Origin of the sequence: Neoroseomonas lacus, from assembly GCF_014644535.1 — a bacterium.
Taxonomy (GTDB): domain Bacteria; phylum Pseudomonadota; class Alphaproteobacteria; order Acetobacterales; family Acetobacteraceae; genus Neoroseomonas; species Neoroseomonas lacus.
The window spans coordinates 339,208-366,150 of the sequence record NZ_BMKW01000007.1 but is presented as its reverse complement, the minus strand read 5'-3'; the positions used below and the strand labels follow the sequence as shown (position 1 = coordinate 366,150).

Annotated in this window: 20 protein-coding genes; 9 read left to right on the top strand and 11 right to left on the bottom strand. The window is 69.5% G+C overall.

All coding sequences use genetic code 11. From position 1 onward, the window contains the following. Nucleotides 1-640: 640 nt before the first annotated feature. Nucleotides 641-808 (top strand): hypothetical protein, encoded by a 168-nt coding sequence (locus IEY36_RS15960; protein ID WP_188968334.1) that lies wholly within the window; start codon nt 641-643, stop codon nt 806-808. Nucleotides 809-988: 180 nt separating this feature from the next. Here the strand turns inward: IEY36_RS15960 and IEY36_RS15955 are convergent, their stop codons facing one another. From IEY36_RS15955 to IEY36_RS15935, 5 genes are all read right to left on the bottom strand, one after another. Continuing rightward, on the bottom strand, nt 989-1,897 hold the full coding sequence (locus IEY36_RS15955; protein WP_229681355.1) for a YeeE/YedE thiosulfate transporter family protein: 909 nt from the start codon (nt 1,895-1,897) through the stop codon (nt 989-991). Between the two features lie 58 nt (nt 1,898-1,955). Continuing rightward, the gene (locus IEY36_RS15950) at nt 1,956-3,281 is read right to left on the bottom strand and encodes an NAD(P)/FAD-dependent oxidoreductase (RefSeq protein ID WP_188968330.1); all 1,326 of its coding nucleotides are present in this window, start codon (nt 3,279-3,281) and stop codon (nt 1,956-1,958) included. 11 nt (nt 3,282-3,292) lie between these two features. Further along, complete coding sequence (locus tag IEY36_RS15945; RefSeq protein WP_188968328.1) at nt 3,293-4,441, bottom strand: patatin-like phospholipase family protein; 1,149 nt, start codon at nt 4,439-4,441, stop codon at nt 3,293-3,295. A 148-nt stretch (nt 4,442-4,589) separates the two neighbouring features. Next, on the bottom strand, nt 4,590-5,180 hold the full coding sequence (locus IEY36_RS15940) for an RNA polymerase sigma factor (protein ID WP_188968327.1): 591 nt from the start codon (nt 5,178-5,180) through the stop codon (nt 4,590-4,592). A gap of 119 nt (nt 5,181-5,299) precedes the next feature. Continuing rightward, nucleotides 5,300-6,220, bottom strand: coding sequence for a LysR family transcriptional regulator (locus IEY36_RS15935; protein WP_188968324.1), 921 nt, complete (start codon nt 6,218-6,220; stop codon nt 5,300-5,302). Between the two features lie 250 nt (nt 6,221-6,470). Here IEY36_RS15935 and IEY36_RS15930 point away from each other — a divergent pair, with 250 nt between their 5' ends. Beyond that, nucleotides 6,471-7,295, top strand: a complete 825-nt coding sequence (locus IEY36_RS15930; protein WP_188968323.1) for a 3-hydroxybutyrate dehydrogenase — start codon at nt 6,471-6,473, stop codon at nt 7,293-7,295. A gap of 323 nt (nt 7,296-7,618) precedes the next feature. On the opposite strand, the gene IEY36_RS15925 is transcribed toward IEY36_RS15930, so the two are convergent. Next, complete coding sequence (locus IEY36_RS15925) at nt 7,619-8,074, bottom strand: hypothetical protein (RefSeq protein WP_188968320.1); 456 nt, start codon at nt 8,072-8,074, stop codon at nt 7,619-7,621. Nucleotides 8,075-8,339: 265 nt separating this feature from the next. Here IEY36_RS15925 and IEY36_RS15920 point away from each other — a divergent pair, with 265 nt between their 5' ends. From IEY36_RS15920 to radC, 6 genes are all read left to right on the top strand, one after another. Beyond that, entirely contained in the window at nt 8,340-8,987 is a 648-nt protein-coding gene (locus IEY36_RS15920; protein WP_188968318.1) for a hypothetical protein, read from the top strand. Between the two features lie 31 nt (nt 8,988-9,018). After that, nucleotides 9,019-9,987: a hypothetical protein gene (locus tag IEY36_RS15915; RefSeq protein WP_188968316.1), complete on the top strand. Its 969-nt coding sequence runs from the start codon at nt 9,019-9,021 to the stop codon at nt 9,985-9,987. Nucleotides 9,988-10,000: 13 nt separating this feature from the next. Continuing rightward, complete coding sequence (locus IEY36_RS15910) at nt 10,001-11,629, top strand: Dyp-type peroxidase (RefSeq protein WP_188968314.1); 1,629 nt, start codon at nt 10,001-10,003, stop codon at nt 11,627-11,629. 4 nt (nt 11,630-11,633) lie between these two features. Further along, on the top strand, nt 11,634-12,971 hold the full coding sequence (locus IEY36_RS15905; RefSeq protein WP_188968312.1) for a cytochrome P450: 1,338 nt from the start codon (nt 11,634-11,636) through the stop codon (nt 12,969-12,971). A gap of 406 nt (nt 12,972-13,377) precedes the next feature. Continuing rightward, nucleotides 13,378-14,706 (top strand): LLM class flavin-dependent oxidoreductase, encoded by a 1,329-nt coding sequence (locus IEY36_RS15900; RefSeq protein WP_188968310.1) that lies wholly within the window; start codon nt 13,378-13,380, stop codon nt 14,704-14,706. Between the two features lie 218 nt (nt 14,707-14,924). Continuing rightward, nucleotides 14,925-15,668 (top strand): RadC family protein, encoded by a 744-nt coding sequence (gene radC / locus IEY36_RS15895; RefSeq protein WP_188968417.1) that lies wholly within the window; start codon nt 14,925-14,927, stop codon nt 15,666-15,668. Nucleotide 15,669: 1 nt separating this feature from the next. Here radC and IEY36_RS15890 read toward each other — a convergent pair whose 3' ends face one another. The 5 genes from IEY36_RS15890 to IEY36_RS15870 form a co-directional block, all read right to left on the bottom strand. After that, complete coding sequence (locus IEY36_RS15890) at nt 15,670-19,389, bottom strand: cellulose biosynthesis protein BcsC (RefSeq protein ID WP_188968308.1); 3,720 nt, start codon at nt 19,387-19,389, stop codon at nt 15,670-15,672. After that, the gene (gene bcsA / locus IEY36_RS15885) at nt 19,386-23,924 is read right to left on the bottom strand and encodes a UDP-forming cellulose synthase catalytic subunit (protein WP_188968306.1); all 4,539 of its coding nucleotides are present in this window, start codon (nt 23,922-23,924) and stop codon (nt 19,386-19,388) included. The genes IEY36_RS15890 and bcsA overlap by 4 nt, the downstream gene beginning before the upstream one ends. Continuing rightward, nucleotides 23,921-24,748, bottom strand: a complete 828-nt coding sequence (locus IEY36_RS15880; RefSeq protein WP_188968304.1) for a cellulose synthase operon protein YhjQ/BcsQ — start codon at nt 24,746-24,748, stop codon at nt 23,921-23,923. The genes bcsA and IEY36_RS15880 overlap by 4 nt, the downstream gene beginning before the upstream one ends. Nucleotides 24,749-24,753: 5 nt before the next feature. After that, a complete protein-coding gene (locus tag IEY36_RS15875) occupies nt 24,754-25,182 on the bottom strand; it encodes a hypothetical protein (RefSeq protein ID WP_188968302.1) in 429 nt (142 codons plus the stop codon). 89 nt (nt 25,183-25,271) lie between these two features. Beyond that, a complete protein-coding gene (locus IEY36_RS15870; RefSeq protein WP_229681359.1) occupies nt 25,272-26,276 on the bottom strand; it encodes a glycosyl hydrolase family 8 in 1,005 nt (334 codons plus the stop codon). Nucleotides 26,277-26,707: 431 nt separating this feature from the next. Here IEY36_RS15870 and IEY36_RS15865 point away from each other — a divergent pair, with 431 nt between their 5' ends. Next, complete coding sequence (locus IEY36_RS15865; RefSeq protein WP_188968300.1) at nt 26,708-26,908, top strand: hypothetical protein; 201 nt, start codon at nt 26,708-26,710, stop codon at nt 26,906-26,908. The last annotated feature ends 35 nt before the right edge of the window (nt 26,909-26,943 follow it).

Genomic DNA, 26,943 nt, shown 5'->3' with positions numbered 1-26,943 from the left:
GATCTCCTAACCTGGGCATTTTTGTACGGAACACAAAAACACAGCTTGAAGGCCGGTTTCAGCGCGGTAAGCACCTGTCGTGGTTCGAGTACCACTTGCCCGAAATCCGTACGTCGGGAGCGAACACTCAGTACAACGCATCCCCAACGCGGGTTCGGCACCGAGCATCACCGTGATCTGGATGCAGCATTGATGACCTCCTAAACGAGGTCACCCAGCGGGGCACCTCCAGCAACCCAGCGCTTCGGCTGACGCGCCGGCAGTGGGGACGGTTCAGGAGTGACCATGACGAAGCGAACCCGCCGGACGCATTCGAGCCTGGGAGCGGACGCCGGAACAGGCCTGTCTCGACCATCCGCCGCAGCGAAGGGCAGCACGGCATTGCCGTCGGTGCTGCGGTCTCACTCCGTTCGGATTAACCCCGCACTGCGTCAAGCCGCGGCATCAGCAAGACGCGCGTATCAACCGGCGGTGAAGACACTTATCGGGACCGAAACGCTATAGCGAGAAGCCTAACCACCTCTCTTGCCCGTTCTGTGGATCGGCCCGGAAAAGGACCCCTGTTGTGGGGGTGATCAGCGTCTAAACGGGAGCCCTCTGATGGATGGGTTCACGTTGGCTTCTGGTGATGCCCGGGGGCATGATTCGGAAGCTGGTGGCGGAGACGATCGGGAAAATCCGTCGACTGCATCACGTCGATGGACGGTCGATCGGGGCGATCTGCCGTCGGCTTGGCCTGTCGCGGAAGCTGGTGCGGAAGGTCCTGCACTCGGGGACGACGGAATCCCGCTACGAACGTGCCGAGTAGCCAAGGCCGGAGCGTGGCGCGGAGAGCTTGATCGCCTGCTTACGGAGAATGCGTCGCGGGTGAGCAGGGAATGGCTGACGCTGATGCGCGTGTCGGTCGTCGAGGCTGGCCGTCGAATTCTATGTAGTCGAGACAGCCGCCGCACAAGCCAGCCCGGCACCCATGGCGAAACTGCGGCGGTCAGGCACCAGCGCGTGGCGGCCGGGATCGTCGCGGGGCAGCGCACCAGCGCAATCCGCTTTGCGCCAATCGCGGCAAGACGATCGTGAGGCACATCGTCAGGAATGCTACCCATGCATAGGGCCAGAGAAGCGGCATGCCGAGCAGGATGAGGCCGTCATTCCCGCCCGGGACCAGCAGTGCGCCCGAGGCCATGACGGCACCACCGGCGAAGCAGCGCAGCAGTGCAGGCAGCGCGATCCGTGTGCTGCCGCGTCGGCCCGCGATCGAACCGCCGAGGATCGCACCCGCCAGCAGCGCAAGGAACAGCAGCCCCCGCATCACCACGCTGCCCGCCATGCCGCGCGACAACTCCGCCAGCGCATCGGTGTAGCTCCATGCACCGACGAGCAGCAGCGTGACGAAGAAGGTGATGCCGATCACGGTGGTGGCGGCATGCGGTGTCCAACTGCCTCGTGCATGTCGGACAAGCCGCCACGCCATGGCCGCGATGACCGGCAGCGCGACCCATGCCGGTGCCCGCAATATCGGGGACCCTTCCGTGAGTGGCGTCGGCGCGGACTGTACGCCCAGGAGCGTGAAGGCCAGGCACCCTGCAAAATAGCCGATCGGCGTTGCCAGATAGGCCCATTCGCCGTTGCCCAGCCGGGCGATCGAACCGAACGCGCAGGCCCGGTTGAGCCATGCGCCGAGCCCGAGCAGCATGGCTCCCACGATCGTCCAATCGTGCAAGGGATAGCCCACCGGCATCATTCCGAGCACCCCAAGCCCCTGTGCGACGAGGAGTCCGGCGGCAACCCAGGCCGAAGCCTCGACCATCGCAACAAGACGCCGGGCGGAGCCTTTGTCGAGGATCTCGTCCACGGCCGCGACGGTGCAGGTGGCCCCACGCTGGATGGCGAAGCCCATCAGCCCCGCGCAGGCGGCGGCGATCAGGAAGGCGGGGCTGAGCAGGTGCATGTCCATGTCACGCCGCCACGCTCCGTCCGGAAACGTCGCGGTCGGGCTCCGCGGCTCGGGGCACGTCCTCGTGCTCGACGCTGCGCGTGAAGCGGATATGCGTGATGTCGGTCGCGAAGAACATCCCCCACGTCCATTCGACGAAGATGCGCAGCTTCCGCCCTGGTGTTGGCATCTGGGATAGGTAGTAGGCACGCCACAAAAACCAGGCGGGCAGGCCGGTGAGGCGGACGCCGAACACCTCTGCCACGCCGTTCATGTGGCCGATCGCGGCCATCGCCCCGCGCGGCCGATAGTGGAACGGGCGGGCATCCTGCCCGCGCAGCGCGGCAAGCAGGTTGCGGGCGAGTTGCGTCGCCTGGCGCACGGCGAACTGGGCGGTCGGCGGCGAGGCCGCGCCATCGCGCGCATTGACCACGCAGGCACAATCACCGATCGCCCATACGTCGGACCGACCGGCCACCTGCATGCCCGGATCGACCCGGATCCGCCCCCGCTCCATCGGCAGGCCAAGCGCTACGGTCAGCGCATTGGGTTGCGTTCCGATCGTGCCGATCACCGTGGCAGCCTCGATCAGCTCCCCGTCGGAGAGGACGACGCCATCGCCCCGTATGGCCTCGGCCGTGGCGCCGAGCCGGACATCCACCCCGTCGGCAACGAGCATCCGCTGCGCCGCCGCCCCGAGGGAGTCCGGCAGTTCCGGCAGCAGGCGCGGCAAGTTCTGCACGAGGGCAACCTCAAGCGCCTGCGCCGCCGCACCGGGATAGTAGCGGGCGATGCCCTTCAGGCAGTCGGCCAGCGCACCGGCGACCTCGACGCCCGAGAAACCGCCGCCGATCACGACGAAGCGGCCAAGGCGCCGCCGGATCGCGACATCGGTCTCGAGTTCCATCTGTGCGAGGCGCCGCAGCACGAAGTTGCGGATGTGCAGCGCGTCGCCCACGGTCTTCAGCGGCAGGGCATGCTCGGCCATGCCGGGGATGAGGTCGCGCCGCGCACGATTGCCGAGCGCCAGGACCAGATGGTCATAGGCGAAGCTCCGTTCTCCCGCGAGGGTTGCGCAGGTCACCTGCCGATGCGCGAGGTCGATGGCGGAGACGCGCCCCATCACGAACCGCCCGCGCCGCCCGATGCCGAGAACCTGGCGCAGCGGCGCCACCACCTGCTCAGGGAAGATCGAGGCGCCGACCACTTCCGAGAGCATCGGGTTGTAGGTGGTGTAGCTTTCCTCGCTGATCAGCAGGACTTCCCAGCCCGGCGGCAGTCGCCGGGCCAGGATGCTCGCCGTGGTGGAGCCGGCGAAGCCACCGCCGATGATCACGATCCGCTGCATTGGCGTCGTCCTCACCCTTCGCTGATGATGGTGCCGGCTTCCGTCTCGTGCAGGATGAAGCCCTCGATCGGATCGAATTGATGCGTCCAGGGCTGCTGGTCGAGCACCCGGATCGTGTCGGCGTAGCCGGCCTCCCAGCGCTCGCGGATGCCGCGCGCGCTGAAGTCGATGTCCTTGGTCTGGTCCTCTCCCAGCACCGCGGGCGCCTGCAGCCGCACCACATGCATCCGCGTCAGGCAGCCATAAGCGGCAAGGCGCCTGACCTCGGGATTGCGCTGATCCGCCTCCGGCAAGCGGCCGGCCAGCTCGGCGATGATGTGGCGCAGGCGATGGATCTGCTTCTGGCGCTGGATCTGCGAGGCGGCGCGGCTGGCGTACTGCACGTCCTTCTGCCGCGCCATGACCGTGGCCATGTCGTTGGGCTCGGCCCCTTCCGCATGCCAGATGTTGACGGTGAAGACGAGGCCGCTGCGGCGCGGGTTGTCGTCGAACACCGCCTCCACCGGGGTATTCGAGAGGATGCCGCCATCCCAGTAGAGCTCACCGTCGATGCGCACCGCCGGGAAGGCCGGCGGCAGCGCGCCCGATGCCATGATGTGGCGGATCGAGACCGGCGCCTCGCGGCTGTCGAAGTAGCGCATCTCGGCGGTGCGGACGCTGGCCGCGCCGACCGTCAGCCGGGTCGCGCCGGCGGCGAGGACCTCGCCGTCGATGAGGTCCGCCAACGTCTTCTCGAGCGGGGCCGTCGAGTAGTAGCCCGCTGCCTCGGGCGCCAGCTTTAGGCCGAGGGCAGCCAGGGGATTGGGTTTGAAGAACGCCGGCAGGCCACCCAGGACGGTCATCGCATTCGCCGCCATGACGCCCCACCCGGGCACTTGGCAGAACAGCTCGGCGACCGGGTCGCGCTGCATCCGCGACCAGAATTCCCGCAGCCGGGGCAGCCGCTGGCCAGGCCGATTGCCGGCGATGATGCCGGCATTGATGGCGCCGATCGACGTGCCGATCACCCAGTCCGGCTCGATGCCCGCTTCGTCGAGCGCCTGATAGACGCCGGCCTGGTAGGCCCCGAGCGCGCCGCCGCCCTGCAACACCAGGACGATCTGGCCCAGATTGGTGCGATCGATCACCGCATGTGTCGTGGTGCTGGGCGTCGTGAACATGCGCTGAGCATCCTTCGTTCGGGGCGGATCACCACGACCAACGGGTCCGGCGACGTCGCGGAAATTGTGATCATGACGTTCTATTCGACAGCCGCGCCGCGATGGTTTCGCAGGTGTGCCGGATGAGACCAGTCGTGCAGGTGCGTGACTATGCCGCTTCATCAAGCTGCTGGCGCAGCGTGCGCACGCCGCGCCAGCAGGCGACCTTCAGCGAGCCTACCGAGAGGCCCGAAAGCCTGCTCGCCTCTGCCAGCGAAAGCTCCTTGAAGCGCGTCAACGTCAATGCCACGCGCTGCGCGGTGGGCAGGGCGTCGATCAGGGTGCGCAGTTGCACGCTCATCACCCGGTCCGGACCCGCATCGTGCAGGGATGGCGCGGCGATGCACTCCTCCGCGTCCGAGATCGGCAGCTCGCCACGCGCGTGGCGCTGGCGCCAGCGAATACGATCGACGCAGCGGCGCTCGCAGATCACCCGGAGCCAGGGGCGCAGGGGACGGCCCGGCTCATAGGTGTGGCGCAATTCGTGGACCGTCAGGAGTGTGTCCTGCACCGCCTCATCGACATCGGCCGCATTGCTGAGCCGTCGCCGCGCGACGCTGCGCAGCAGCGGCAGCATCTCCCGCAGCAGGCGCTGGTAGGCGCGGGCGTCGCCATTCTGCGCTGCCGCCATCATGGCCTCCCAATCGCCGCACGACGCGTCCCCGAGGCTCTGATGGGCGCTTTCGGACTGATGGCGCATGACACCCTCCTCAACCTGGTCCGGCGCGACGCCGGAACGTGAAGGAAGTCTCGTCGGTGCAGGCCCATCCTGGCCAAGGCCGGTGTGGCATTGGTTCGATGCGGATCACCTATCGTCGTTCATCCACCGGCAGTCGCGTCGGGCGCGTCTTCGATGTCGTCGCTCGTCGGCCAGGAATAGCGGCGGATCGCCTGCACGAAGCTCGCCACCGCAGGCGACCAGCGCCGCCCGGCAACGGTGACGAGGCATATACTGCGCACGACCTCCGGTTCCTCAACGCGACGCAGCACCAGGCCCGGATGCGTTGCCGAGAATTCCGGGATGAAGCAGACCCCCATGCCGGCAGCGATCATGGTCTGGATCCAATCCTCCCGCTCGCTGCGGTACGAGCGGTTGATGTAGGCACCAGCGGATTCGCAGCGTTCGCGCAGCACGTCGCGGAACTCGCAGTTGGCTCGTTGCAGGTAGGTCTGCCCATCCATGTCCTTCATGGTGATGGCGTTGCGGCGCTCGAACGGATGGCCGATCGGACAGGCGACGACGAAGCGTTCGCGATAGAGCGGCTCGGCGCGGAGCCGCTCGTCGAAGTCGTCCGGCTGAGCCATCACGGCAACGTCGATCTCGCCTGCCACCAGTGCGGCCGACAGACGTGAGGCGACCGCCTCGCTCAGCGTCAGCTCGACACCGCCGTGATCGGCGCGGAAGCGGTTGAGGAACCCGACGAAGCGCATCGGCCCGATGGTGCTCATGACGCCGACGCGCAAATGTGCGCTCTCGAGCCGCAGGAAGCGCAGCGCGCTGTCCTTCGCTGCCGCTGTCCGCGCGAGCACCTCCTCGAAATGCGGATGCATCAATCGCCCGAGCTCGGTGAGGTGCGTGTTGCCGCGCTCACGCGAAAAGAGCAGCCCTCCGAGCTCGCCCTCCATTTTCTGGATGGCGCGCGTCAGGGCCGGCTGGCTGACGTTGCAGTTCTCTGCGGCCTTGGTGAAGTTGAGCGTCTGGCAAACCGCCAGGAAATAGCGGATCTCGTGGATCTCCATCGCGGACGCCCTTCAGCCTGTGGCCCCCATCGGCCAGGAGCCGGCGGGCCGCATCGTTCAGACCAGCCACAATAAGCGTGCCGGTACCGGGTCCGCCATAGCGAACGGCCATCGAAACGCTGTCCGGTCGGCATTGGCGTGCGATGGTGGCCGTGACTCATCCTGCGGCCGCCGAAGCAGGCATGTATCCAGGGCGGACCGCCGCGCGAATGACCTGCTGCGAGGAGGATAGCCGATGAGCAGCATGATCATGACGCCGGGCGGCCTGCCCGGGACAGGCGACAGTCCACGTGAGCTGGAAGGTCGCGTCGCGATTGTCACCGGCTCGACGAGCGGCATTGGCCTTGGCATTGCCGAGGCGCTTGCGGCGCGCGGCGCCGCCGTTGTGCTCAATGGCTTCGGCCCCATCGCCGAAGTCGAGGAGACGGCGCGGCGCATCAGCGACGCGCATGCCGTGCCCGTGCGCCATGACGGGGCAGACATGTCTGACGCGGCTCAGGTCGAGGCGCTGGTCGAGCGCACGCGTCGCGCCTTTGGCCCAACGGACATCCTGGTGAACAACGCCGGCATCCAGCATGTCGCGCCGATCGAGGATTTCCCGCCGGAGAAATGGGATGCCATCACGGCGATCAACCTCTCCGCGGCCTTTCACGCGACGCGCGCGGCGCTCGGCGCGATGAAGGAACGTGGTTGGGGGCGCATCTTGAATATCGCCTCGGCGCACGGACTGATCGCCTCGCCCTTCAAGAGTGCCTATGTCGCCGCCAAGCACGGGGTCATTGGGCTGACAAAGGTCACGGCTCTCGAGGCCGCGGAATTTGGCGTCACCTGCAACGCCGTCTGCCCGGGCTATGTCTGGACGCCTCTGGTCGCCGGCCAGGTTGCGGCGCAGGCGCGCGCGCACGGGCTGAGTGAGACAGAGGTGATTCGCACGATATTCCTGGCAGAGCAGCCGACGCGGCGCTTCGCGACCGTTGAGGAGATCGCTGCCACCGTCGCGTTTCTTTGTTCGGATGGGGCGGCGTCGATTACCGGCGTGGCCCTGCCGGTTGACGGTGGCTGGACTGCGCATTGAGGTGGAGCGGGTGGCCTTCTGTCACGGCCTGCCAGACGTTCCCTGTCTGCCGGGGCGCACGATGTCCCGGCGAGGCCAGCGTCCGGGCGCTTGCCTTGCGGGGATTGGGCGGCCCGACATGTTGCGTAGCCCCGAGTCACCAAATTGCGGTTCACTGGGAACGCCCGGCGAATTTGCTTGCTGGTTCCCACCGCTGCAATGGGGGGCTGAGAACGGAGACGGTTCGAATCCGGGCACGGCCCCTCCGCCGGTTCTCCTGCCTCCCGGCAATCGTCGCCACCCATCCGGCCGAAAGCCACGGACCCGGCACTTGGTCCGCCCCACTACTTCCCGGTTGCGCCGCGCCCACTGGCGATCGCGTCCAGCCGCGCCACCCAGCCCGGCCGCGTGCCGCGCCAGGACCCGCTGACCGCCGACCACAGCGTCACCTCTTCCAACTCCTTGAGCAGCACCGCGACATCGGCGGGCGAGCGCGCGCGTTGCGCCTCGGCCAGCCAACTGTCGCGACGGCCGCGCCAACTCCCCTGAACAGCTTCCCAGCCCATGTTGGTCTCCAACTGCACCATCAGCGCGGCGGTCTGCGCGGGTGAGGCCGCGTTCGAGACCTGCTGCACCCAGCCCGGGCGAAGCCGGCGCCAATCGGGCGTCATCGCCTCCCAGGTCAACGCTTCCTCGAATTGCAGCAGCGCTGCGGCGACCGGTCCACGCTGCGCATGCGCCGGCGCCGTCAGGCCCAGGAGGAGTGCGACGGCCAGCAGGCTGCGACGGAAGCTACTCACGGGCGTCCTCCAATGTTTCTGAGCTTCAACAAAGCCTTCCAGGGATATCGGTCGCGGTCAACGTGACGCGATGAGCATGCAGTTTGCCGCCCACCGGCCGGCGCCGAACGGCCGCCCTATGCGTGCGCCACCCGGGCGCCCCGTCGCTGCGGAACTGTGAGGCACGTTACCCGCAACTGCAGGTTCTCGTTCCACCGAAGCACTGAACGCATTATCGTCCCGTAGCCGCAGCGCTTCTCGCTGCGCGTCGAATGAGGGCGCCGTCATGTCCAATGTCGCCGGCAAGGCGTACGGGATGAACGTGGTCACCCCGATGCGGCCGTGGAAGACTTGGATCAACACGTTGATCTTCAAGATCGCCCGCACCCAGCCACAGCAACTCGGCGGGTTGCTGGGCCTGTCGATCATCCATTTCGCCCGATGGGTGATGATCCGGCGCGACCAGTGGCCCGACCTCGGCCAGGGCCGCCCGACGATGCGCAACGACTACATGCTGTTCATCAGCAACTTCAACGGCACCTGGGACCAGTACATCGATGCCTTCTCGGACGGGATCCCGAACGGGCTCGACCTGTTCTGGTACTCGAGCACGAAATACCCTGGCTCGATCCCGATCTCGCCCTTCAAGGCCTATATCCGCGCCAACCAGGTCGACAACGACTACTACTACAACGCCACACCCGGAGCCGCGCAGCGCGACATCAAGGCGGCCCTGCGCGTGTGGGCGGTGATCGACGACCTCACCGACAAACACGCGACGCTGTCGCCCGAGGCGTTCTCGGCCGAATATCGCCGGGCGCTGGCAACCGTGCAGAACGACCTGCCATCCCCCGGCTACGCGCCCGTCGCGAGCAACGACACGCGCAACGCCGACAATCATCGCCGCACCATCGTCCAGGGCACCTGGAGCTGATCCGCCACAGCCGAGCCAAGGGGCCAGACCGATGCCGAATTTCGATGGCGGCCACTATTTCCTTACCGTGCTCATCCCGGTACGGACCGACCCGGTGCAGGACGCGCGCAGCACCTCCAGCGTGACTTCCCACGCCCATGCGCTGCGCGAGGCGCTGGTCGCCCTGCCAACCGCGCTGCAGACGCCTGCCACCGAACATATCGGCCTCAACAGCCCCTTCGCGCGCGATGGGCGCACGCATTTCGCGCGTTTCGCGGTCATCGACGACGCCGCCTACAATGGCCGCGACAAGCGCGACCCGATCCGCGTTGCGCTGGTCGGGCCCGACCCGGTGACGGCCGATCCGGTCGACCACCTGCCGCATCCCTACCTGCTGTTCGCCGCCGACTTCGACGCGGCCAGCGGCGACGCCGCCGAACTCAACGCCTATCTGCGCGGCCTGTGGTCGGTGATGCAGCCGGAATGGCGCAGCATCCTCGAACACTGCCATGGCTATGACCGCGTCGACGGGCCGGACGGCTTCGCCGCGCTGATCACCGCCTGCCAGGTCGAGACGACCATGCCCTTCAACGACTACTGGACCGGCGGGCCGAAGCTGACGGCAATGCCGCTCGGTCCCTTGCTGGCGCCGCTGGCTGTCGCCGCCGGCGCGCTACTGCTGGGTCTGGTCGGCGCCCTGCTGGCCGCGATGATGGGCGGCGGCGCGCGGTTCTGGTTGATCTTGGCGCTGCTCGGGCTGATAGCGCTGCCGATCACCGCGGCCATCGTTCTGCGGCGATTGTCGTCGAAGGCGCGCGAAGCCTTCCCGACCGCACCGCGCTCCGACCTGCCCGGCGTGCTGAAGGCGTTGTACTTGCAACAGGCCTTCACGCGCTTCGCCATCGACCAGCAAGGCAGGGACCCCGCGGCGCTGCACGTCGCCTTCGGCGCCTTCCTGCGCACCCACCGGCCCGAGGACACGACCGCGCCAACCCAGCCGCGCGGCGTGGTCCGGTCATGAAAGGAACGGCGTCATGAGCCCGCAGCTCGAACTCGCCGACATCCAGGGCAATGTCCTGTCGGCCTATGGCCGGCTAGGCTTCCCGAAGGGACGCTTCCTGCTGCTGAACATCGCCGATGCCGATGCGGGGCGGAACGTCATCGAATTGCTGCGCCGTCGCGTCACCACCGCGCTGCGCTGGCCCTCGGACCGCAAGCCCTATCCGGCGGGCACGATCTACCAGAAGCGGCCCGAGGTGACGCTGAACCTTGCCTTCACCTTCCGCGGCCTGCTGGCGCTCGACGTGCCGATCCGCACGCTGCGCGGCATGCCCGACGAGTTCATCGACGGCATGGCCGCCCGCGCCGACATCCTGTGCGACAACTTCCCCAAGGCCATCGGCAAGAGCTGGGACCCGGTCTGGCTGGACGAGAAGGATCCGCAGCGCCGCGTCCATGTGCTGGTCACGCTGAACACCGACATGGACCCGGCGACCGGCGCGCCGTCCGAGCGTCTCGACGAGGTCACGCGCGAGATCGCCGGCCTGTGCAGCGCGACCAAGGGCGGTGTCGCGCTGCTGTCGGGCCATCGCGGCGACAATCCTGATTGGCAGGACCTCTCGGCGATCCTGGCGCGCCAGGAGGACGGCACCTTCACCCCATTGCCGGTCGAGCATTTCGGCTTCGTCGACGCGATCGGCGATCCGCTGTTCGACGGCCAGGTTCCGCCCGACCTGGTGGCCGAGCGCGTCATCGGCCAGGGCAAGCTGCTGCCCGACCAGAGCTGGGCGCCGATCGCCACCGGCGAGTTCCTGCTCGGCTACCCCGATGAATCGCAGGAGATCGCCGGCGCGGCCATGCCGCTCGACTTCAGCCGCAACGGGACCTTCTACGCCTATCGGAAGCTGCACCAGAACGTCGCCGGCTGGCGGCGCTACCTCGCTTCCCAAGCGGATGCCTTCGCCGCAGTGATGGACATCCCGCATGACCACGCGGTGCCGACGCTGATGGCGAAATTCGCCGGCCGCTGGTCCGATGGCGTGCCGCTGATGGTGGCACCGACCTTCGAGGAATGGCAGGCGGTACGACGGCGGCGCGAGACTGCCGAGCGCACCGGCGACAAGGCAACCATCGCCGCGCTCGACCGCGCGCTGGTGGACTTCACCTTCCGCGGCGACCCGACAGGGGCGACATGCCCCTTCTCCTCGCATCTGCGCCGCGCCAATACGCGCGACATGCTCGACCCGCTGTTCGGCGCGACGGACCCCAAGCGCTGGGGCGGGTCCATCCTCAACAACCGCCGGCGCATCCTGCGCCGCGGGCTGCCCTACGGCCGTGGCCCGCAGGGCGAGGACGACAGCGGCGAGCACGGCATCGTCATGCTCGCCTGCTGCGCCAGCCTGTTCCGTCAGTTCGAGTTCGTGCAGCAGCAATGGATGCAGTACGGGCTCGATTTCGGCTCCGGCAACGACACCTGCCCGATCATCGGCAATCACGGGAAGGAGGCGAAATTCGTCATCGCCACCGACCCGGCCTCCGGCAAGCCGCCCTTCATCTGCGACAGCCTGCCGCAATTCATCGAGACGCGCGGCGGCGACTATTTCTTCGTCCCCAGCATGACCGCACTTCGCATGATCGCCTCCGGCACCATCGATCCGACATGACGCCATGCTGAGAAGCCTCTTCGCCGCGCTGCGCATTCGCCTGGTCATGCTGGGCGAAGCCGGGTCGGCGCTGGGCGTGCTCGTGCCGCGCGGCTTGCGGGCGTGGCGCGGCGGCGACCTCGCGGCGCTGTTCGCCACCGCCGAGACGCAGCGGCACGTCTTCGCCCTGCTGCGCGCCATCTGGCCAAACCTCGTGCTCAGCCGCCGCCTGATCGCCGCCTATGACAATACCGGCACGGCGATCGTCACCCGCCAGACCGACGTGACCGAGGTGCTGGAACGCGAGGCGGATTTCGCCGTGGTCTATGAACCGCGCATGCGCGCCATCACCGATGGCGAGAGCTTCTTCCTCGGCATGCAGGACAGCGCGGCCTATGCGCGCGACGTCTCGCTCATGCGCCTCGCTGTGCGGCGCGACGATGTGGCGCAGCGCGTGGTGCCGACCGTCGCGGCGCGCGCCGGCACCATCGTCGTGGCAGCACCTGGCCGGCTCGACGTGCCGGCGGAACTGGCCCTGCCGGTGCTCGCGCATCTCGTCGCCACGTATTTCGGCACGCCCGGCCCGACGCAACGCGACCTCGCCGAGGGCACCACGCTGATGTTCTGGTGGCTCTTCGCCGACCTCGGGGCGGACAAGGCGGTGACGCGGCGTGCGCTCGCGGCCGCCTCGGCGACGCGCAGCTGGCTCGACGCCGCGATCGCCGACCGCAAGGCTACGCCGACCGAGGCCGACGACGTGCTGAACCGCTGCCTTGCCCTGCAACGCGCGGGCACACCGGGGATGGACGACCTCGGCATCCGCAACAACCTGATCGGCCTGCTGATCGGCCTGGTGCCAACGCTGTCCAAGGCGTCGGTGCTCGCCCTGGCGCAATTGCTCGACCGGCCGGAGGCATTGGCCGGCGCCCACGCGGCGGCCCGCAAGGGCGATGACGCGGTGCTCGCCGCCCATCTCTTCGAGGCGCTGCGCTTCGACCCGGTGAACCCGATCATCTATCGCCGCGCGGTGAACGATACCGAGATTGCCCGCGGCACGCTGCGCGCCCGGCGCATCCCGGCCGGCACCATGGTGCTCGCGGCCAACCTGTCCGCCATGTTCGACCCGCTGGCGGTCGAGGCGCCCGAGCGATTCCGCTCAGACCGCCCGTGGCGCGACTACATGCTGTGGGGCTACGGCATGCACGCCTGCTTCGGCGCGCATATCAACCGCGCCGTCATCCCGCAGATGCTCAAGCCGCTGCTCGCGCTGCCCGGCCTGCGACGCGCGGAGGGCGCGGCGGGGCAGGTGGATGGCGGCGGCTCACCCTTCCCGCAGCACTTCACCGTCACCTGGGACGTCTAGCTAGATCGCGCCTGGCCGGAACGTAAGCCGCTCTGAAGGCCCGACGTCTTGAGGGCGGCGCGCAACGCGGCGGCATCGGCCTGATCAACCGGCGGCTGCGGCAGGCGCACCATGGCGTCGGGAATGACGCCCATCGCGCGCGGGCACCATTTCGATCGCGCGGTCAGCGGGCGAGCGCTGTCGGTTGGCGATGCCGAGTTCCATGCGCGAAGGACAGGCAGGGCGCGTGCAGGCGCGGCGCCCGGCCCGGCCTTGGCAAGCCGCCGCGCATCGGTGAACCTCATGACAGGCCCCACCGCGGAATGAGGGCTTCGCGGGGGAGGGCGGCCGGGTTACCGCGACCACCCCCGGCGCTGCCCGCCCATGGCAGCGCCCCCCACGCAGCGATGAAGGCACGACCCCGACCATGAGCAGCCCGAAGCAGATCGCCCTCGGCCTTTCGATGCGCTACCTCGGCTATCACGCGGCGGCTTGGCGGCATCCTTTGGCCAACCCCGATGCGGCGTCGCGCTTCGACCACTACCGCTACCTCGCCCAGACCGCCGAGGCGGCGAAGCTGGACATGGTCTTCCTCGCCGACGGCATCGGGCTCCGCACCAAGGACGAGCCGGCCGGCGCCCTGCGCCGTTCGCACCAGACGCTGGAACTGGAACCGCTCACGCTGCTCTCGGCGCTGGCGGCGGTCACTTCGCGCATCGGCCTCGTGGCGACCGCCTCGACCACCTACAACGAGCCCTTCCACATCGCGCGCAAATGGGCCTCGCTCGACCATCTGAGCCGCGGGCGCGCCGGGTGGAACATCGTCACCTCCTGGTCCGATGCCGAGGCGCGCAACTTCAACCGCGACAAGCACATGGACTATGACGAGCGCTACGAACGCGCGACCGAATTCGTCGAGGTCGTCAAAGGCCTTTGGGACAGCTGGGAAGAAGACGCGCCGCTGTTCGACAAGGCGAGCGGCATCTTCTTCGATCAGTCCAAGCTGCATTGGCTCAACCACGAGGGCAAGCACTTCAAGGTGCAGGGCCCGCTGACCATCAAGCGCACGCCGCAGGGCCGCCCGATCCTGGTGCAGGCTGGCGCCGCGGAGCAGGGCCTCGAGATCGCCGCGCGCAGCGCCGATGTCGTCTATGCCGCGCCGCACGACCTCGGCTCGGCCCAGGTCTACTACGCCAATCTCAAGGGCCGGCTGGCGAAGTACGGCCGCGAGCGCGACAGCCTGAAGATCATGCCCGGCGTGACGCTGTTCGTCGGCCGCACCCGCGCCGAGGCGCAGGAGAAATACGACCTGCTGAACGCGTTGGTCGAACCGGAACTCGGCCTGTCCTACCTCTATGCGCAGATGGGCGACCTGTCCGCATATCCGCTTGACGGGCCGGTGCCCGAGCCGACCAACCCGATGGTGCGCAGCCTGGCCAAGGGCCTGCTCGCCATGTCCCGGCGCGACAACCTGACGATCCGCCAGCTCTATTCCACCATCGCCGCGGGCTTCGGCGGCCGGGTACTGATCGGCACGCCGAAGGACATCGTCGACGACATGCAGGCCTGGGTCGAAGGTGACGCGGCGGACGGCTTCAACCTCTGCCCGCCGGTGCTGCCGTTGGCGCTCGATGAATTCATCGAATTGGTGCTGCCGGAACTGCGCGCGCGCGGGATGTTCCGCACCGAGTATGCCGGGCCGACCCTGCGCGAGAATCTCGGCCTGGTGCCGCCGCGCAACCGCTACGCCGGCTGAGTGGCGCCGATGCAGCGGCAGTGGACAGAGGCGCATAACTCTGAGTAGAAATTAGGCGTAACAAAATACATTAAGGATTGTGCGTGGTCTGGGGCTTTTGGCGTGACCGGCAGCGCGGCGAGAAGGGGCCCAAAGCTCTCCCCGATGTGCCGCCGCATCAGCCCGGCGGCTTCGCCGACAGTCTCGCCGCCGCCCCACTGCCGTTGCCCGGGGCCAGCATGCGCGCCGAGCCGCGGTCCTCCGCCCGCTACGCCTCGCCGACGGAATATGCGCCTGAAGTCCCCTTCGCCTCGACCGGCCCGCACGGCCACCGTTCGCGGATGCGCGAGAAACTGCTGGCGCGCGGCCCGGACTCCCTGGCGGATTACGAACTGCTCGAAATGCTGCTGTTCTTCGCCATGCCAAAGGGCGACACCAAGCCGCTCGCCAAGGCGCTGATCAACCGCTTCGGCAGCTTCGCCAATGTGTTGGCGGCCCCGCAGCAGACGCTGATGGATACGCGAGGCCTCGGCGTGCATTCCGTCTCGGCGCTCAAGCTGGTCCAGGCCTCGGCGCTGCGCCTGGCCCGCGCGGAGGTGATGGAACGCCCCGTCCTCAACAACTGGACGGTGCTGATCGATTACCTCACCGCGGTCATGGCGCGCGAGAAGATCGAACAGTTCCGCGTGCTGTTCCTCGACACCCGCAACCGCCTGCTTGCCGACGAAGCGCAGGCCCGCGGCACCGTCAACCACACCCCGGTCTATCCGCGCGAGGTAGTGAAACGCGCGCTCGACCTGCAGGCCACCGCGCTGATCCTGGTGCACAACCACCCCTCCGGCGACCCGACGCCATCACGCGCCGACATCGAGATGACGCAGGAGGTGAAGGCCGCCGCGCATGTGCTCGGCATCGTGCTGCATGACCACGTCATCATCGGCAACGGCCGGCACTTGTCCTTCCGCCGCGAAGGGCTGCTCTGACCTATTCCGGCAGCCGGTACCGCACGAACACCCCGGCGCGCGCCTCGTTCCAATCCGCCGCGCGGTCGTAACGCAGCATGGCACCGAGGGCGAGGTCGTGCGTCAGCGCGTATTCGAGATCGGCGCGCAGGCTGCCGATCACCCCGCTTTGGCTCTGCGACGGGTTGGTCACGACGAGCAGCGGATTGCTCGCTCCCTGAGCGGCCAACTGCGCCTGAAGGCCCGAGTCATTCGGGAAGACCGGCGACTGGTCCTCCGACCACACCGCATAGCCAATCGACCCGCCGAGCCGCCACGACCAATCCCCCGACCGGGCGCGCCAATCCACCGGAATGTTCAGCGCGGTGTAGCTCTGCGGGCTGAAGTACCCGCCCTGGCCGAGTGTGAAGAAACGCAGGTTCTTGTCATAGGCGAAATAGACCAGGTCGAGCCCGACATTCACCGTCTCATCCGGCCGCCGCACCACCGCATAGGACCCGCCGGCCCCGGCCTCGATGCGCGAATTGTCGGCCACGCCCGTGCCGTCGAACACGGCATAGCCGCCACCGGCATAAAGGCTGCCATTGCCCCGCGCATATTCGACCTGCGCGCGCCCACCGGTGCGCACCACGCCACCCCACGCCTGGCCGGTCAGGGCGTCGCGCTGCCCGGCCCAGGACAACAGGCTGTCCGTCACCGCCCGTCGCTCGCCCGCCACACGCACGCGCCAGCCACCACCCAGCCCGGGCGACACCTCGACCCCGCCCACAACATTGTTGAAGCGGAAGCCGAGCGGCGTGCTGCCGACATCGGCGCGGAACCAGTCGCGCTGATAGGCGAGGTTGAGCGCTACACCACCCGCCGTATCGCTGCTCGGCGGCACCATCCCGCCCGGATAGGCGATCGGGTTGGCGCCGAAGGATTGCAGCGAGACCAGATCCGCCGGCAACGAGCCAGACGTTACCGAAACCGGCGTCACCGTCCCGGTCAGCCGCCCGCCAATGCCCGGTGCCGCGACCGAGGCCTCGATCGGCATCGCCACCTCGTTCAGCCGGTCCAGCCCCGCCGTGCCGGAGCGCGAGCGCACATAGGGCGAGGCAGTGAAGCGCGTCGCCGTCGCTTCCCGCGCGGCGGCCAGTTCGCGCGCGATATCGGCCGAGAGCGGGTCGGTGGCGATCGGCGCGCCCACCGTCACCCCGGTCGTCTGGAACGGGTTCGACCCGCCCATCTCGCCCGGCAGGAAGGCCATCGGCACCACCTCGCCGATCTGCGACCGGCGTTGTTCCTCCGCCAGTCGCGCCGCGCGCAAGGCGCCGCGATTGTCGCCCTGCGCCCGGTACAGCCGCGCCTGCATCAGCGAAACCCGCGCTTCATTGGGCGCCAGCGCGCGGCCTTCATCGACCAGGGTCTGCGCCTGCCGCCAATTGCGCGCCGCGATTGCTGCATCCACCGCACCGGCGCGCGCGGTCATGTTGCGCGGGTCACGCGCCAGCACCGCCTCGGCGATGCGCTGCGCCTCCGCCGGCCGGCTCGCACCTTCATACAGCCGCGCAAGGGCGAGGTTCGCCGCCGGGTCGTCCGGCGAGCGTGCCAGCACCGGCCGCAGCCGGTCGAAACCCGCCGCCTGATTGCCTTCCTCATTCGCCCGGTCGGACGCGCGCACCGCAATGCCCGCCAGCACGGCTTCCGCCTGGCGCCGGTTCTCGGCGGTCAGGCGCGGGTCGCTCTCCAGCCCGCGCACCATCGCCGCGGCCTGCTGCTCCAGCCCGGCGCCGAGCAACGCCCCGCCGATCGCGAGCCGCGCCGTGGCCGAGGGCGAGCGGTTCACCGCCATCGCCACCCGCGCGGCTTCCTCGGCCCCGCGCGCATTGCCCATCTGCCCGAAGGCGCGGATGACGGCGGCGGCGGTCGCACCCGTGGCATCCTGCCGCGCGGCGATCGCCAGCAACCGTTGCCGGCCATCGAAGCCGCCGGTCGCCGCGGCGATCGCCGCATCCTCGACTTCCGCGGCGATACGCGTGCGCTGCGCCAGCCGCGCCATGTCGGGCGATCGCCGCCCCGGCGGTACGCGGGCGATCAGCGCCGCGGCGTCGCTCATCCGCCCCTGTTCCTCGGCGAACAGCGCGGCGGCGAACAGCGCATCCGACCCGGCCTGCGCGCCCGCCAGCGGTGCCTCGATGACGGCGCGCGCCTCCGCCCCATCTCCCTGCCGGGCGAGGGCGCGCGCAAGGTCGAGCCGGATCCACGGATCGTTCGGCGCCTCTGCCAGCGCCGCGCGCAACAACGTGGAGGCGGTGCCCGCATCCGGCGCGCGCGCCGCTTCCGCCCGCAGCCGGGCGGCATTGCCGGAAACGCCACCACCCGTCGCCGGCGAGGCGACGCGGATGCGTCGCGCCAGGTCGTCCGCCTCGGCGGTCCGGCCCTGCTGGCGCAGCGCGCGTTCGAGCCCCTGCATGGCCGGCTGGAAATTCGGCCGCCGCGCCAGCGCGGTGCGGAAGCGCTGTTCGGCCGCCGCCGCATCATTGCGACGTAGTGCGATGTCGCCGAGCAGCGCCTCGGCATCCGTCGGGTCGGTCGGGTTGCGCGCGACCGCACGCCGCAGCGTGGCCTCCGCCGCATCGATCTCGCCACGGCGGAACTGCGCGCGGCCCTCGGCGAGTTCGGCGCTGTAGGAGGCGCCATCCAGCGCCGCCTGCCAATTCGCCGCCCGCGCGGGGTTCGCCGCGATCGCCCGTTCCAGCAAGCCGCGCGCTTCTGCCACGCGGCCCTGGCGCAACCGCACCACGCCAAGGCCGCCGAGCGCGTCCGCGTCGTCAGGATTGCGCGCCAGCGCCGCCTCGAAGGCTTGCGCGGCCGGCAGCAGCTGGTTGGCCTCGAGCCGTTCAAACCCGGACTGGCGCGTCTCGGCGCCAGCCTCGGCGGCGCGGCGCGTCGGGTCGCGCACCTCGGCGAGGCGACGTTCGATCGCCGCATCGCCCGGCCGCACCGCCAGGAAGGCCTCGAGCGGGCCTTCCGCAGATGGCCCGGTACCGAGCCACAGCAGCGCCTGCCGCCAGGCCTGGATCGCCTGCGGCGCTGTGGCCGGGTCGCGCGCAAGCTGCGCCAGTTCGGTGATGCCCTGGGCCCGCGTCGGCTCGCGCCAGGTCAGCACCTGGGCGGCGGCGATGCGCGCGCGGCTGTCATCCGGCCGGCGTGCGGCCAGGGCGGCGAGCTGGCGCCGCCCTTCCTCCCACCCGCCGGGGGTGCCGGCCAGGGTCAGCCAGTATTCGACGGCATAGGCGTCCGGCGGCGGCCCGCCCGCGAAGGCATCGCGGTAGAGCGTCAACGCCTCGGGCACCCGGCCGTCACGCGACAGGCGCCGCGCCTCGGTGATGGTGTCGCGGCTCACCGCCGCGCCGCGCAAGGCCTCCTGGGCATTGGTGATGCCCGCTGATCCCGGCGCGACGGCGCGCAGCCGGGCAAGCAACGCTTCGGCCGCCTGGCGATTGCCCATCGCGGCCTGGGCCTGCGCCGCGCCGGCCAGCGCCTCCGCATTGCGCGGGTCGGCCGCCAGGGCACGGTCGAAGGACAGTAATGCCAGGTCGGGACGGTTCTGTTCCTGCCAGTGGCGCGCCTGCTGCAGCAGCACGGTGAGTGCCCCCGTCGCCGGCGCCTGTGCCAATGCCGGCCCGACCAGCCCGGCGGCAGCGACCGCGCCGAGCAGGCTGGCGCGCAGCCCGCGCCGGGTGCGTGGCGCCATCATCGGGCCAGCCCCCGCAGCCGCCGCACCGACCGTCGTCGCAGCGCCACCAGCACCGGAAATCCGATCAGGACACTCGCGCCGATCATCATCATCAGCAGCATCCATGGCTGCCCCCCCAGGTAATAGTTGGGCCACAGCCAGAACGGCAGCGACCCGACGCCGTAGGACTGCGTGGTGCGGAAGGATTGGATCCCGTCAGGCGTCAGCAGCACGAGGTCGCCCTGGATGCGCGGGATGCGGGCGGGGTCGCGCAGCGCCTCGGCCATCGCTTCCACCGCCGCGGGTGTCGGTGCGGCAATCGCCACCACCGACCGCCCCGCCTGCAGCGGCGACTGCGCGCCGGCGACGAAGCCAAGCCCTTCGGCTGGCGAGGACAGCAGCGCCGCCGCACGAATGCGTTCCTCCGGTGGCGGGCCATCCCAGATCAGCCGCGCGAAACCTTCGAGGCGGTCGGGCAAGGTCATCGAGATCCGCCCCGACTCGTCGATCCGCAGCGGTGCCTCGCTCAGCAACGTGCCGAGCGCGGGCTGGCGCTGCAGCGTGCCGACCACGAGCAGGTCGCGGTCAGCCATCTGCTGCACCTGCCCCGGCCGCACCACTGCGAGCCCCGTCGCCGGCACGCCCACCATGTTCGACAGGCCGCCCACGATGCCAAGGAAGGCGCTGATCTCGACGGAGGAGGGCCGGTCCGGCATCACCACCGTCGTCTCCGAGAGGTCCGCCATCCGGGTGAAGGGAAAGCCCGCCGAGGCGAAATAGGCGAGGTTCGGCAGCATCGCGAACCGATGCGCGCGCGACAGGTCGATGGTGCTGCCCGGGTCTACCGAGGCCTGCACATCGGCGGGCACGGCGACGCAGTCGCCACGGTTCATCGGCCGCATGTCGAAGCGGAGCTGCAGCTCGTTGCGACCGGAGACGAGCCAGGGCGGCACCGCGGCCGAGGCCTCGCGCGGCAACTGGTTGATGCCGACCTGGCTCAGCATCCAGCTCCACGGCCAGCTCTCCCGCTCGCGCAACGGGATGGCGCGCAGGAAGCTGCCGCTGACCGAGACATCGAGCCGCGACACCTCGACATCCAGGATCGGCCCCGGCGGCGCACGGAAGCGCAGGTCGAGCGGGAAGCCATGCTGCCGCCAGGTGGCGAGATCCGGCGCGGTGCGCAGCGGTATGGTGATCGGCCCGGGCGCATAGCCCGAGACCTGCAGCTCGCTGCGTTCGACGAGTTCGCCCAGGCTGACGGGCCGGTCCGTCGGCAGCCACCGCGGCGCGTCATAGGGCCGGCGCTGCGGCGGGCGCGGCGCCGAGACATTAGCGCTGACCCCCGACAGCAGCTGCGGTGCCAGTGACATCGCCATGGCGGCGGTCGCCGCCTCGCCGGGGTTGCGGCCGATCAGCAGCAACAAAAGTCCTGCCGGGTCGCGCGGGTTGGGCACCACCGCGACGGTCGGCCCGTTCATCGCGGGCAGGGTCAGACCCTCCGGCGCATCCTGCGGCGTCGCGACGATCACGGCATTGCCGCTGTCGGGCAGCGTCGCCGAGACCGGGAAGCGGGCGCCGCGATACTCCGCCTGCACCGCGAACCAGGAGGCGGCAACCGCCGCGCCGCGCAGCAATTCGTTGCCCGGGGCCTCGGGCAGGACGAAGGGCAGCACCAGTGTCTGGCGCAACTGGCGTGGATCGAAGAAGGGTTCGGGCAGCCGCGCCAGGTCGGGCGGCAGCGGCAGATGCGCCAGCGTCATCTCCAGGGTGGAACCATCGGCGACGGTCATCCACAGCAGGTCGGAGAGCGGGTCGTTGCACTCGGCCCGGTAGCGGCCGCTGAAGGCGAAGTTCAGCCGGTTCATCTCGGTGAAGAACACCGGGCTGATCGGGTATTCCACCGGGCCGAAGGCTGGCCGCGCCGGGTCGGGCTGCACGGCGCCGAGCAACTGGTCGTTCAGCGTGACCGTGAGCTGGCTCAGCTCCGGCACCAAAGCGGGCGAGGTCGCGCCGGACATCACGAAGCGCGCCTCGGTCACCACCTCGTCGCTGCGGATGCCGAATTGCACGCCCTGCAACGGCGAGACGCCGCGCAGCCGCATCGGCCCGCTCAGGCCGAGCTGGCGCAGCGTGCGCACCACGCGGCGCGAGGGTGGTGGCGCGGGCGCGGCCGCCGGGCGTGGTGCCACCGTGGCCGCGGTGGAGGCGCCCGGGTCGAGGCCCAGTACCGACGGCGGCGGTAACACGAAGGGCGGTGGGTCCTCGGCCGCCGGCGCCGTCGGGGCCGCGGGTGGTGGCGCTGCGTTGCGCGCGGCCGGCCGCTGCGCCCATGCCGGCGCGGCGGCGACCAGCAGGGCGAATACCGCCAAACCGCCACGCGTGGGCAGGCTGCTGCGCGGCGCCAGTACCTCGGTGCGCCGTTCATTGGCGACCGGGGCAACGGGGGTGCGCAGTTCCTCGCGCCGTTGCCGCCGCGCGCGCCACCAGGCGAAGGAGAGCTGCGAGCGGCCGGTGAACACCGCGCCCACCGTCGCCACCACTTCCAGCAAGGAGCGCATCGGCCGGTCGCGCCGGTTGCGGTCCCAGTCGAGCCAGGCATCGGCGCGGCCGAACACGGCACGCACGATGGTCGCTTCCGCCTCTACCGTCTTCGGTTGGAACAACAGCTGCGCCTCGCCCCCGTCCAGGCGGACCACTGTGGCGGGAATGGCCAGTGTCTCGTGGCCCATCGGCAGTTCCAGCACCACGGCGGAATCCGCCGCGAGCTTCGCGCGTTCGGCAAGGATCAGCCCGGCACCGCCGAGCGAGAGGTCCTGCGTGCGCGCATCGATCCGGCTGCCATCCGGCATCAGCAGCACGGCGGGCAGGGCGACATCGACGCGCGCGCGCTGGCGCAGCTGCCGCCGCTCCCGCCCCGCCGCGACGGAGGCGAGCGTTGGCACCAGGCACAGCAGTGCCCAGATGCCGTTCAGCAGGAAGGCCTGCCCTTCGAGGCTGCCCCACGGATTGGTGGCGACGCCATGCGCCCCGGCGGCGACACCGGCCATGAGCAGCCCCGCCAGCACCGCGCTCGGCCACACCGCGCGCCAATCGAAATAGCCTTCCGGCAGCAGGCCGCCCTTTTCAGTCACGTTGAACTTTCCCTTTCTGGGATCAAGTATCGTCGCGACGGTGACCGGCAGCAGCCACAGCGCGAGCACGGTCTCATAGATCTCGCTCCAGAAGGAATGGCGGACGCTGCCGGCGACACGGCTGCCGGTCGCCACCGCATGGAACATGTGCGGCCCGGCATAGGCGACGATGGCCAGTGGCGAGGCGGCGATGACGCTGTGCCCCAGCAGCAGGAAGGCGAGCGGTGCCGAGAGAAAGACCACGCGCGGCAGCGCAAACAGGAAGTGGAACATGGCGCTGAAGTAGCAAAGCCGCTGCGGCAGGCTGAGGCCGGGTCCGAACAGCGGATTGTCCACCCGCATGATCTGCAGCATGCCGCGCGCCCAGCGCATGCGCTGGCCGATATGGATCATCAGCCGTTCGGTCGCGAGGCCGGCGGCCAGCGGCACGCGCAGATAGGCGGTGTTCCAGCCGAGCCGCTGCATGCGCAGCGAGGCGTGGCAATCCTCGGTCACCGTCTCGGTCGGCACGCCGCCGGCCTCGAGGATGGCCGTGCGCCGCAGCACCGCGCAGGAGCCGCAGAAGAAGGTGGCGTTCCACAGGTCATTGCCCGGCTGCACCAGGCCGTAGAACATCAGCCCTTCATTGGGCACGTCGCGCCCGTTCGACAGGTTCCGCTCGAACGGGTCGAGCGAATAGAAGTGATGCGGCGTCTGCAGCATGCCGAGCTTCGGGTCGCGGAGCATCCAGCCCAGGGTCATCTGCAGGAAGGCGCGCGTGGGCACGTGGTCGCAGTCGAAGATGGCGATGAATTCGCCATCGGTGTGGCGCATGGCGTGGTTGAGGTTGCCGGCCTTGGCCCCCTTGTTGTCAGGGCGGATCATGTAGCCGGCGCCGCAGGCCTCGGCGAATTCGCGGAAGGCCGGCCGCCTGCCGTCATCGAGGATCCAGACGCGCATCTTCTCCGGGGGCCAGTCCATCGCCAGCGCGGCGAGCACGGTCGGCCGCACGATCTCCAGATCCTCGTTGTAGGTGGGAATATAGATGTCGACGGTCGGCCAGCTCTCCAACTCGTCCGGCATCGGCACCGGCCGGCGTTGCAGCGGCCACAGCGTCTGGAAATACCCCAGCAGCAATGACAGCACGGCATAGCCCTCGGCGAGCGCCAGGCCGATCATGAAGAAGCCCTGCCAGAAGGTGTCGGGCTCCAGCGTGTCGGCAATGCGCCAATGCAGGTAGCGCAGCGAGACGACGCAGGAGAGCATCGCCAGCACTACCGTCACTCGCCGACTGGTGAAGCGATTCAGCACCATGAAGGCGACGATGCCGCCGATCGCGAGCATCGCCTGGTTGCCGGCATCGAGCGGCGTGACGATGACCACCAGGGCGAGCGTCAGCCCGGCCAGCGCGACCCCGCCGCGGATCATCCCCGACGCCAGGCTCATGACCGCACCCAGGGGAATAGCGGTGAGGAGAGCGGCGCCGGGGCCGGTGCCGCGACGCTGGGCGGCGGCATCTCGCGCAACACCGTCGCCGCGATGTCGGCGACATCCCGCGCGGCGGTGCTCGATGGTGCATGCAGGCCAATCGGCTTCTGGCAGGCCAGCGCCTCGGCGACCTGCTCATCGCGGCAGACCGCGCCGGCGAGACGCGGGCCGAGATGCGCCGCGACGCCCTCGGCGGCCGCGATCGACAGCCGCGAATGGCGGTCCACCTGGTTCAGCACGACGAGCAGCTTGGGCCCCAGCAGGGAACCGAGCGTGCCACGGCCGAGGAAACGCCCGCTCTCGATGTCCGGGATCAGCGCCGTGCTCGCCGCATCGGCCAGCAGCACGGCCAGCACCACGCCAGCCAGCGGAGCGAGCACCGACAGCGCACCGGAGGCACCGGGCGGCGTATCGGCGACGATGATCAGCGACGGGTCCGCCAGCATCGCCCGCAGCGGAGCGGCCAGCAGTTCCGGGTCGCGCTCGAGCTGCGCGGCGGTTGCCAGCGCGCCGCGCATGTCCGTCTCGCCATAAGGCAGCAGCGCGATGCCCGCCGGGGTCTGCCGGATGCCGGCGCGCCAGTCGGGCCGGTCCTGCAGCCGGACAAAGAAGCCGGCGCTGTCGGCGATCGGCAGCCCGAGATGCAGCCGCACGGCGTTCTGGGGATCGCAGTCGAGCACCAGCACCTGCCGACCGGCGCGCTGCAGCGCGTAGGCCAGCCCGGCGGCAAGTGATGTCTTCCCGACGCCGCCCTTGGGGGAGGTGAGGCAAAGCAGGGGCATTGGCGTCAGTACTCGGCCTGGTGCGACGTCTCGGCGATGACGTGGCGCAGGGTCAGGAAGGGTTGGGCGGATCCCGGCGCGTTCGCCTGCGGCGGCGCCGCGCGGTGAGACAGGGCCTGGACCAGGAGCGGGAACTGCATCGGCGGCGCCATGGCGACCATCGGCATCGGCGCTGTGACTATGGGCGGCGCCATGGCGACCATCGGCATCGGTGCTGTGACCATGGGCGGCGGCATGACGGGCTGCGGCGGCCGAACGGGCATGGCCGGTTCCGGTTCCGCGTCCATGATCGCCGCTGGTGGCGCTTCAACAGGGTCGTCCGGGGCGGCCGCGACGGACTCGGGGAACGTGGGACGCTCGAAGGTGCGGTAGTTCAGCTGCCGCAGGCCCAGCCGGGTGGCAAGAACGGCGATATCCGGATCGCGCTCGGTCACTTCTCATCCTCTTGGACCATCCTGGTCCACCATGCTGAACGTTTTGGCTCGAAACCATGTGGGGCCCCGCATCCTTCACCGGGGGCACATCAGGCAATCGGCGTACCAGTCGCGACGCAGCCCACGTGTGTCAGCAGCGTGAGCGACGCCGAATAATAATCATGCGATTCGTTGACGGATGGTATCGTGGCAGCGTTGCCGCGGCCGGCGATGCGTGCGGCGACGAAGCTCGCGATCGCCCGCATGCCGGGCGGCGCAGCGTACTCCGCCGTCTGTCCCGTCACCAGATCGACCCAGGCCGGCGGCACCGCCCAGCGCGGATCGGTCCAGAAGGCATGCGCGCCCAGCAGCGCCGGATGCGTGACCTCGCCGGCCCAGGCGAGGGTCAGCGGCACGCGCACCGCATCGAAGGAGAAACGCGGCGGCCAGGTTGCGGGCATCCGCAGCTCGGTGCCGCCGCGGGGTGGCACCAGCACCCAGTCCGGGCTCAGCCCCCAGGCGCCGAAGCGGGCGCGGCGCAGCAAGGCGAGCCCTTCCTCGGCCAGGAGGGGCCATGTCTCGCCGGGCATGGCCTGGGCCAGCGCCGCATAGGCGGGCAGCACGATGTAGGACGGGTTGAGGACCATGCCCGCCGCCGATTCGAACCCCGCCGCGCCGGGCAGCAGCAGCGGCCTCCCGTCCCACCGGCGTAGCGTGAGGCGCAGCAGGTCGCGCCCGATCGCGATGGCGAGGTCCCGATACGGCGCGTGCTGCCAGCGCGCATGCGCCATCAGCAGTCCCTGGGCGATGTAGAGGTCGCCATCCGTGGCGTTGTTCGGGTCATCGACCGCGACCGGCGCGGCGGGACGAAACCGCCAGGCATGTAGGTGGTCGGTCCGGCGCTTCAGGACGCGCTGCGTCCAGGACAGGATTCGGTCGAAACTTGCACGGTCGTCGAAGGCGGCTGAGAACATCAGCCCCCAGCCCTGGCCCTCGCTGTGCGAAACGCCGTTGTTCCCGGTATCCACCAGGCGACCTTCGGGCGCGACGAATCGGCGACGGAACAAGGACCACTGGTCGGCCGCCGCGGCTTGCGCGCCAAAGGCGGTGAGCACAGCGGGCAACGCGGCCAGCAGGGGCCTGCGTCCCGGTCCTGGCGCCCGGGCGGATGTCGGTTGTCTCAGCCGTATCACAATCGATCCCCACCGGGTGTTCGCGCTCGCTTCTAGACGCCGACACCATCCAGTACGAGCATGAAAGTATCATGCTTCTATTATAACGCGATCAAATGCCTTGTGATTCGCGCGGACCTCGCGCCGCGGTCGAAGCCGGCGATTGTCTGCGCGTCCGCGGAATGCGGGCCGTGCCGACCGGTTGACCGCGCAAACGCTGATGGCCCGCTTTGTTCAACGGCGCGTCGCCATCCGGCAACCACGATCAACACGCGCGGCCACGGTCAATTGCTGTTGCTGATTCGAACCAAAAGAGCTTAACGTTTCGAGTGGATATCAACTTGGGGTTTTCGAGGACCGTAGGGAGAATTCTCGTGAACAAGTCCATTGTTAATGCCCGGCGTGACGAAGCGCCTCTCACAAAGCCCGGGGCCACGACGACGACGCAGGATCGCCTCGGCATGGCGGGTGCGGCGCTGGATGAAGTCATGGCCGAGGCGCATGAAGCCGGCGACTGGTACACGCTGCGCGTCCTGCATTCCCTGACGGCGCTGCTGGCCGCGACCAGGCACTAGGCCGCCTTCCGAGCCGTTGCGGCGCCGTCTGATCC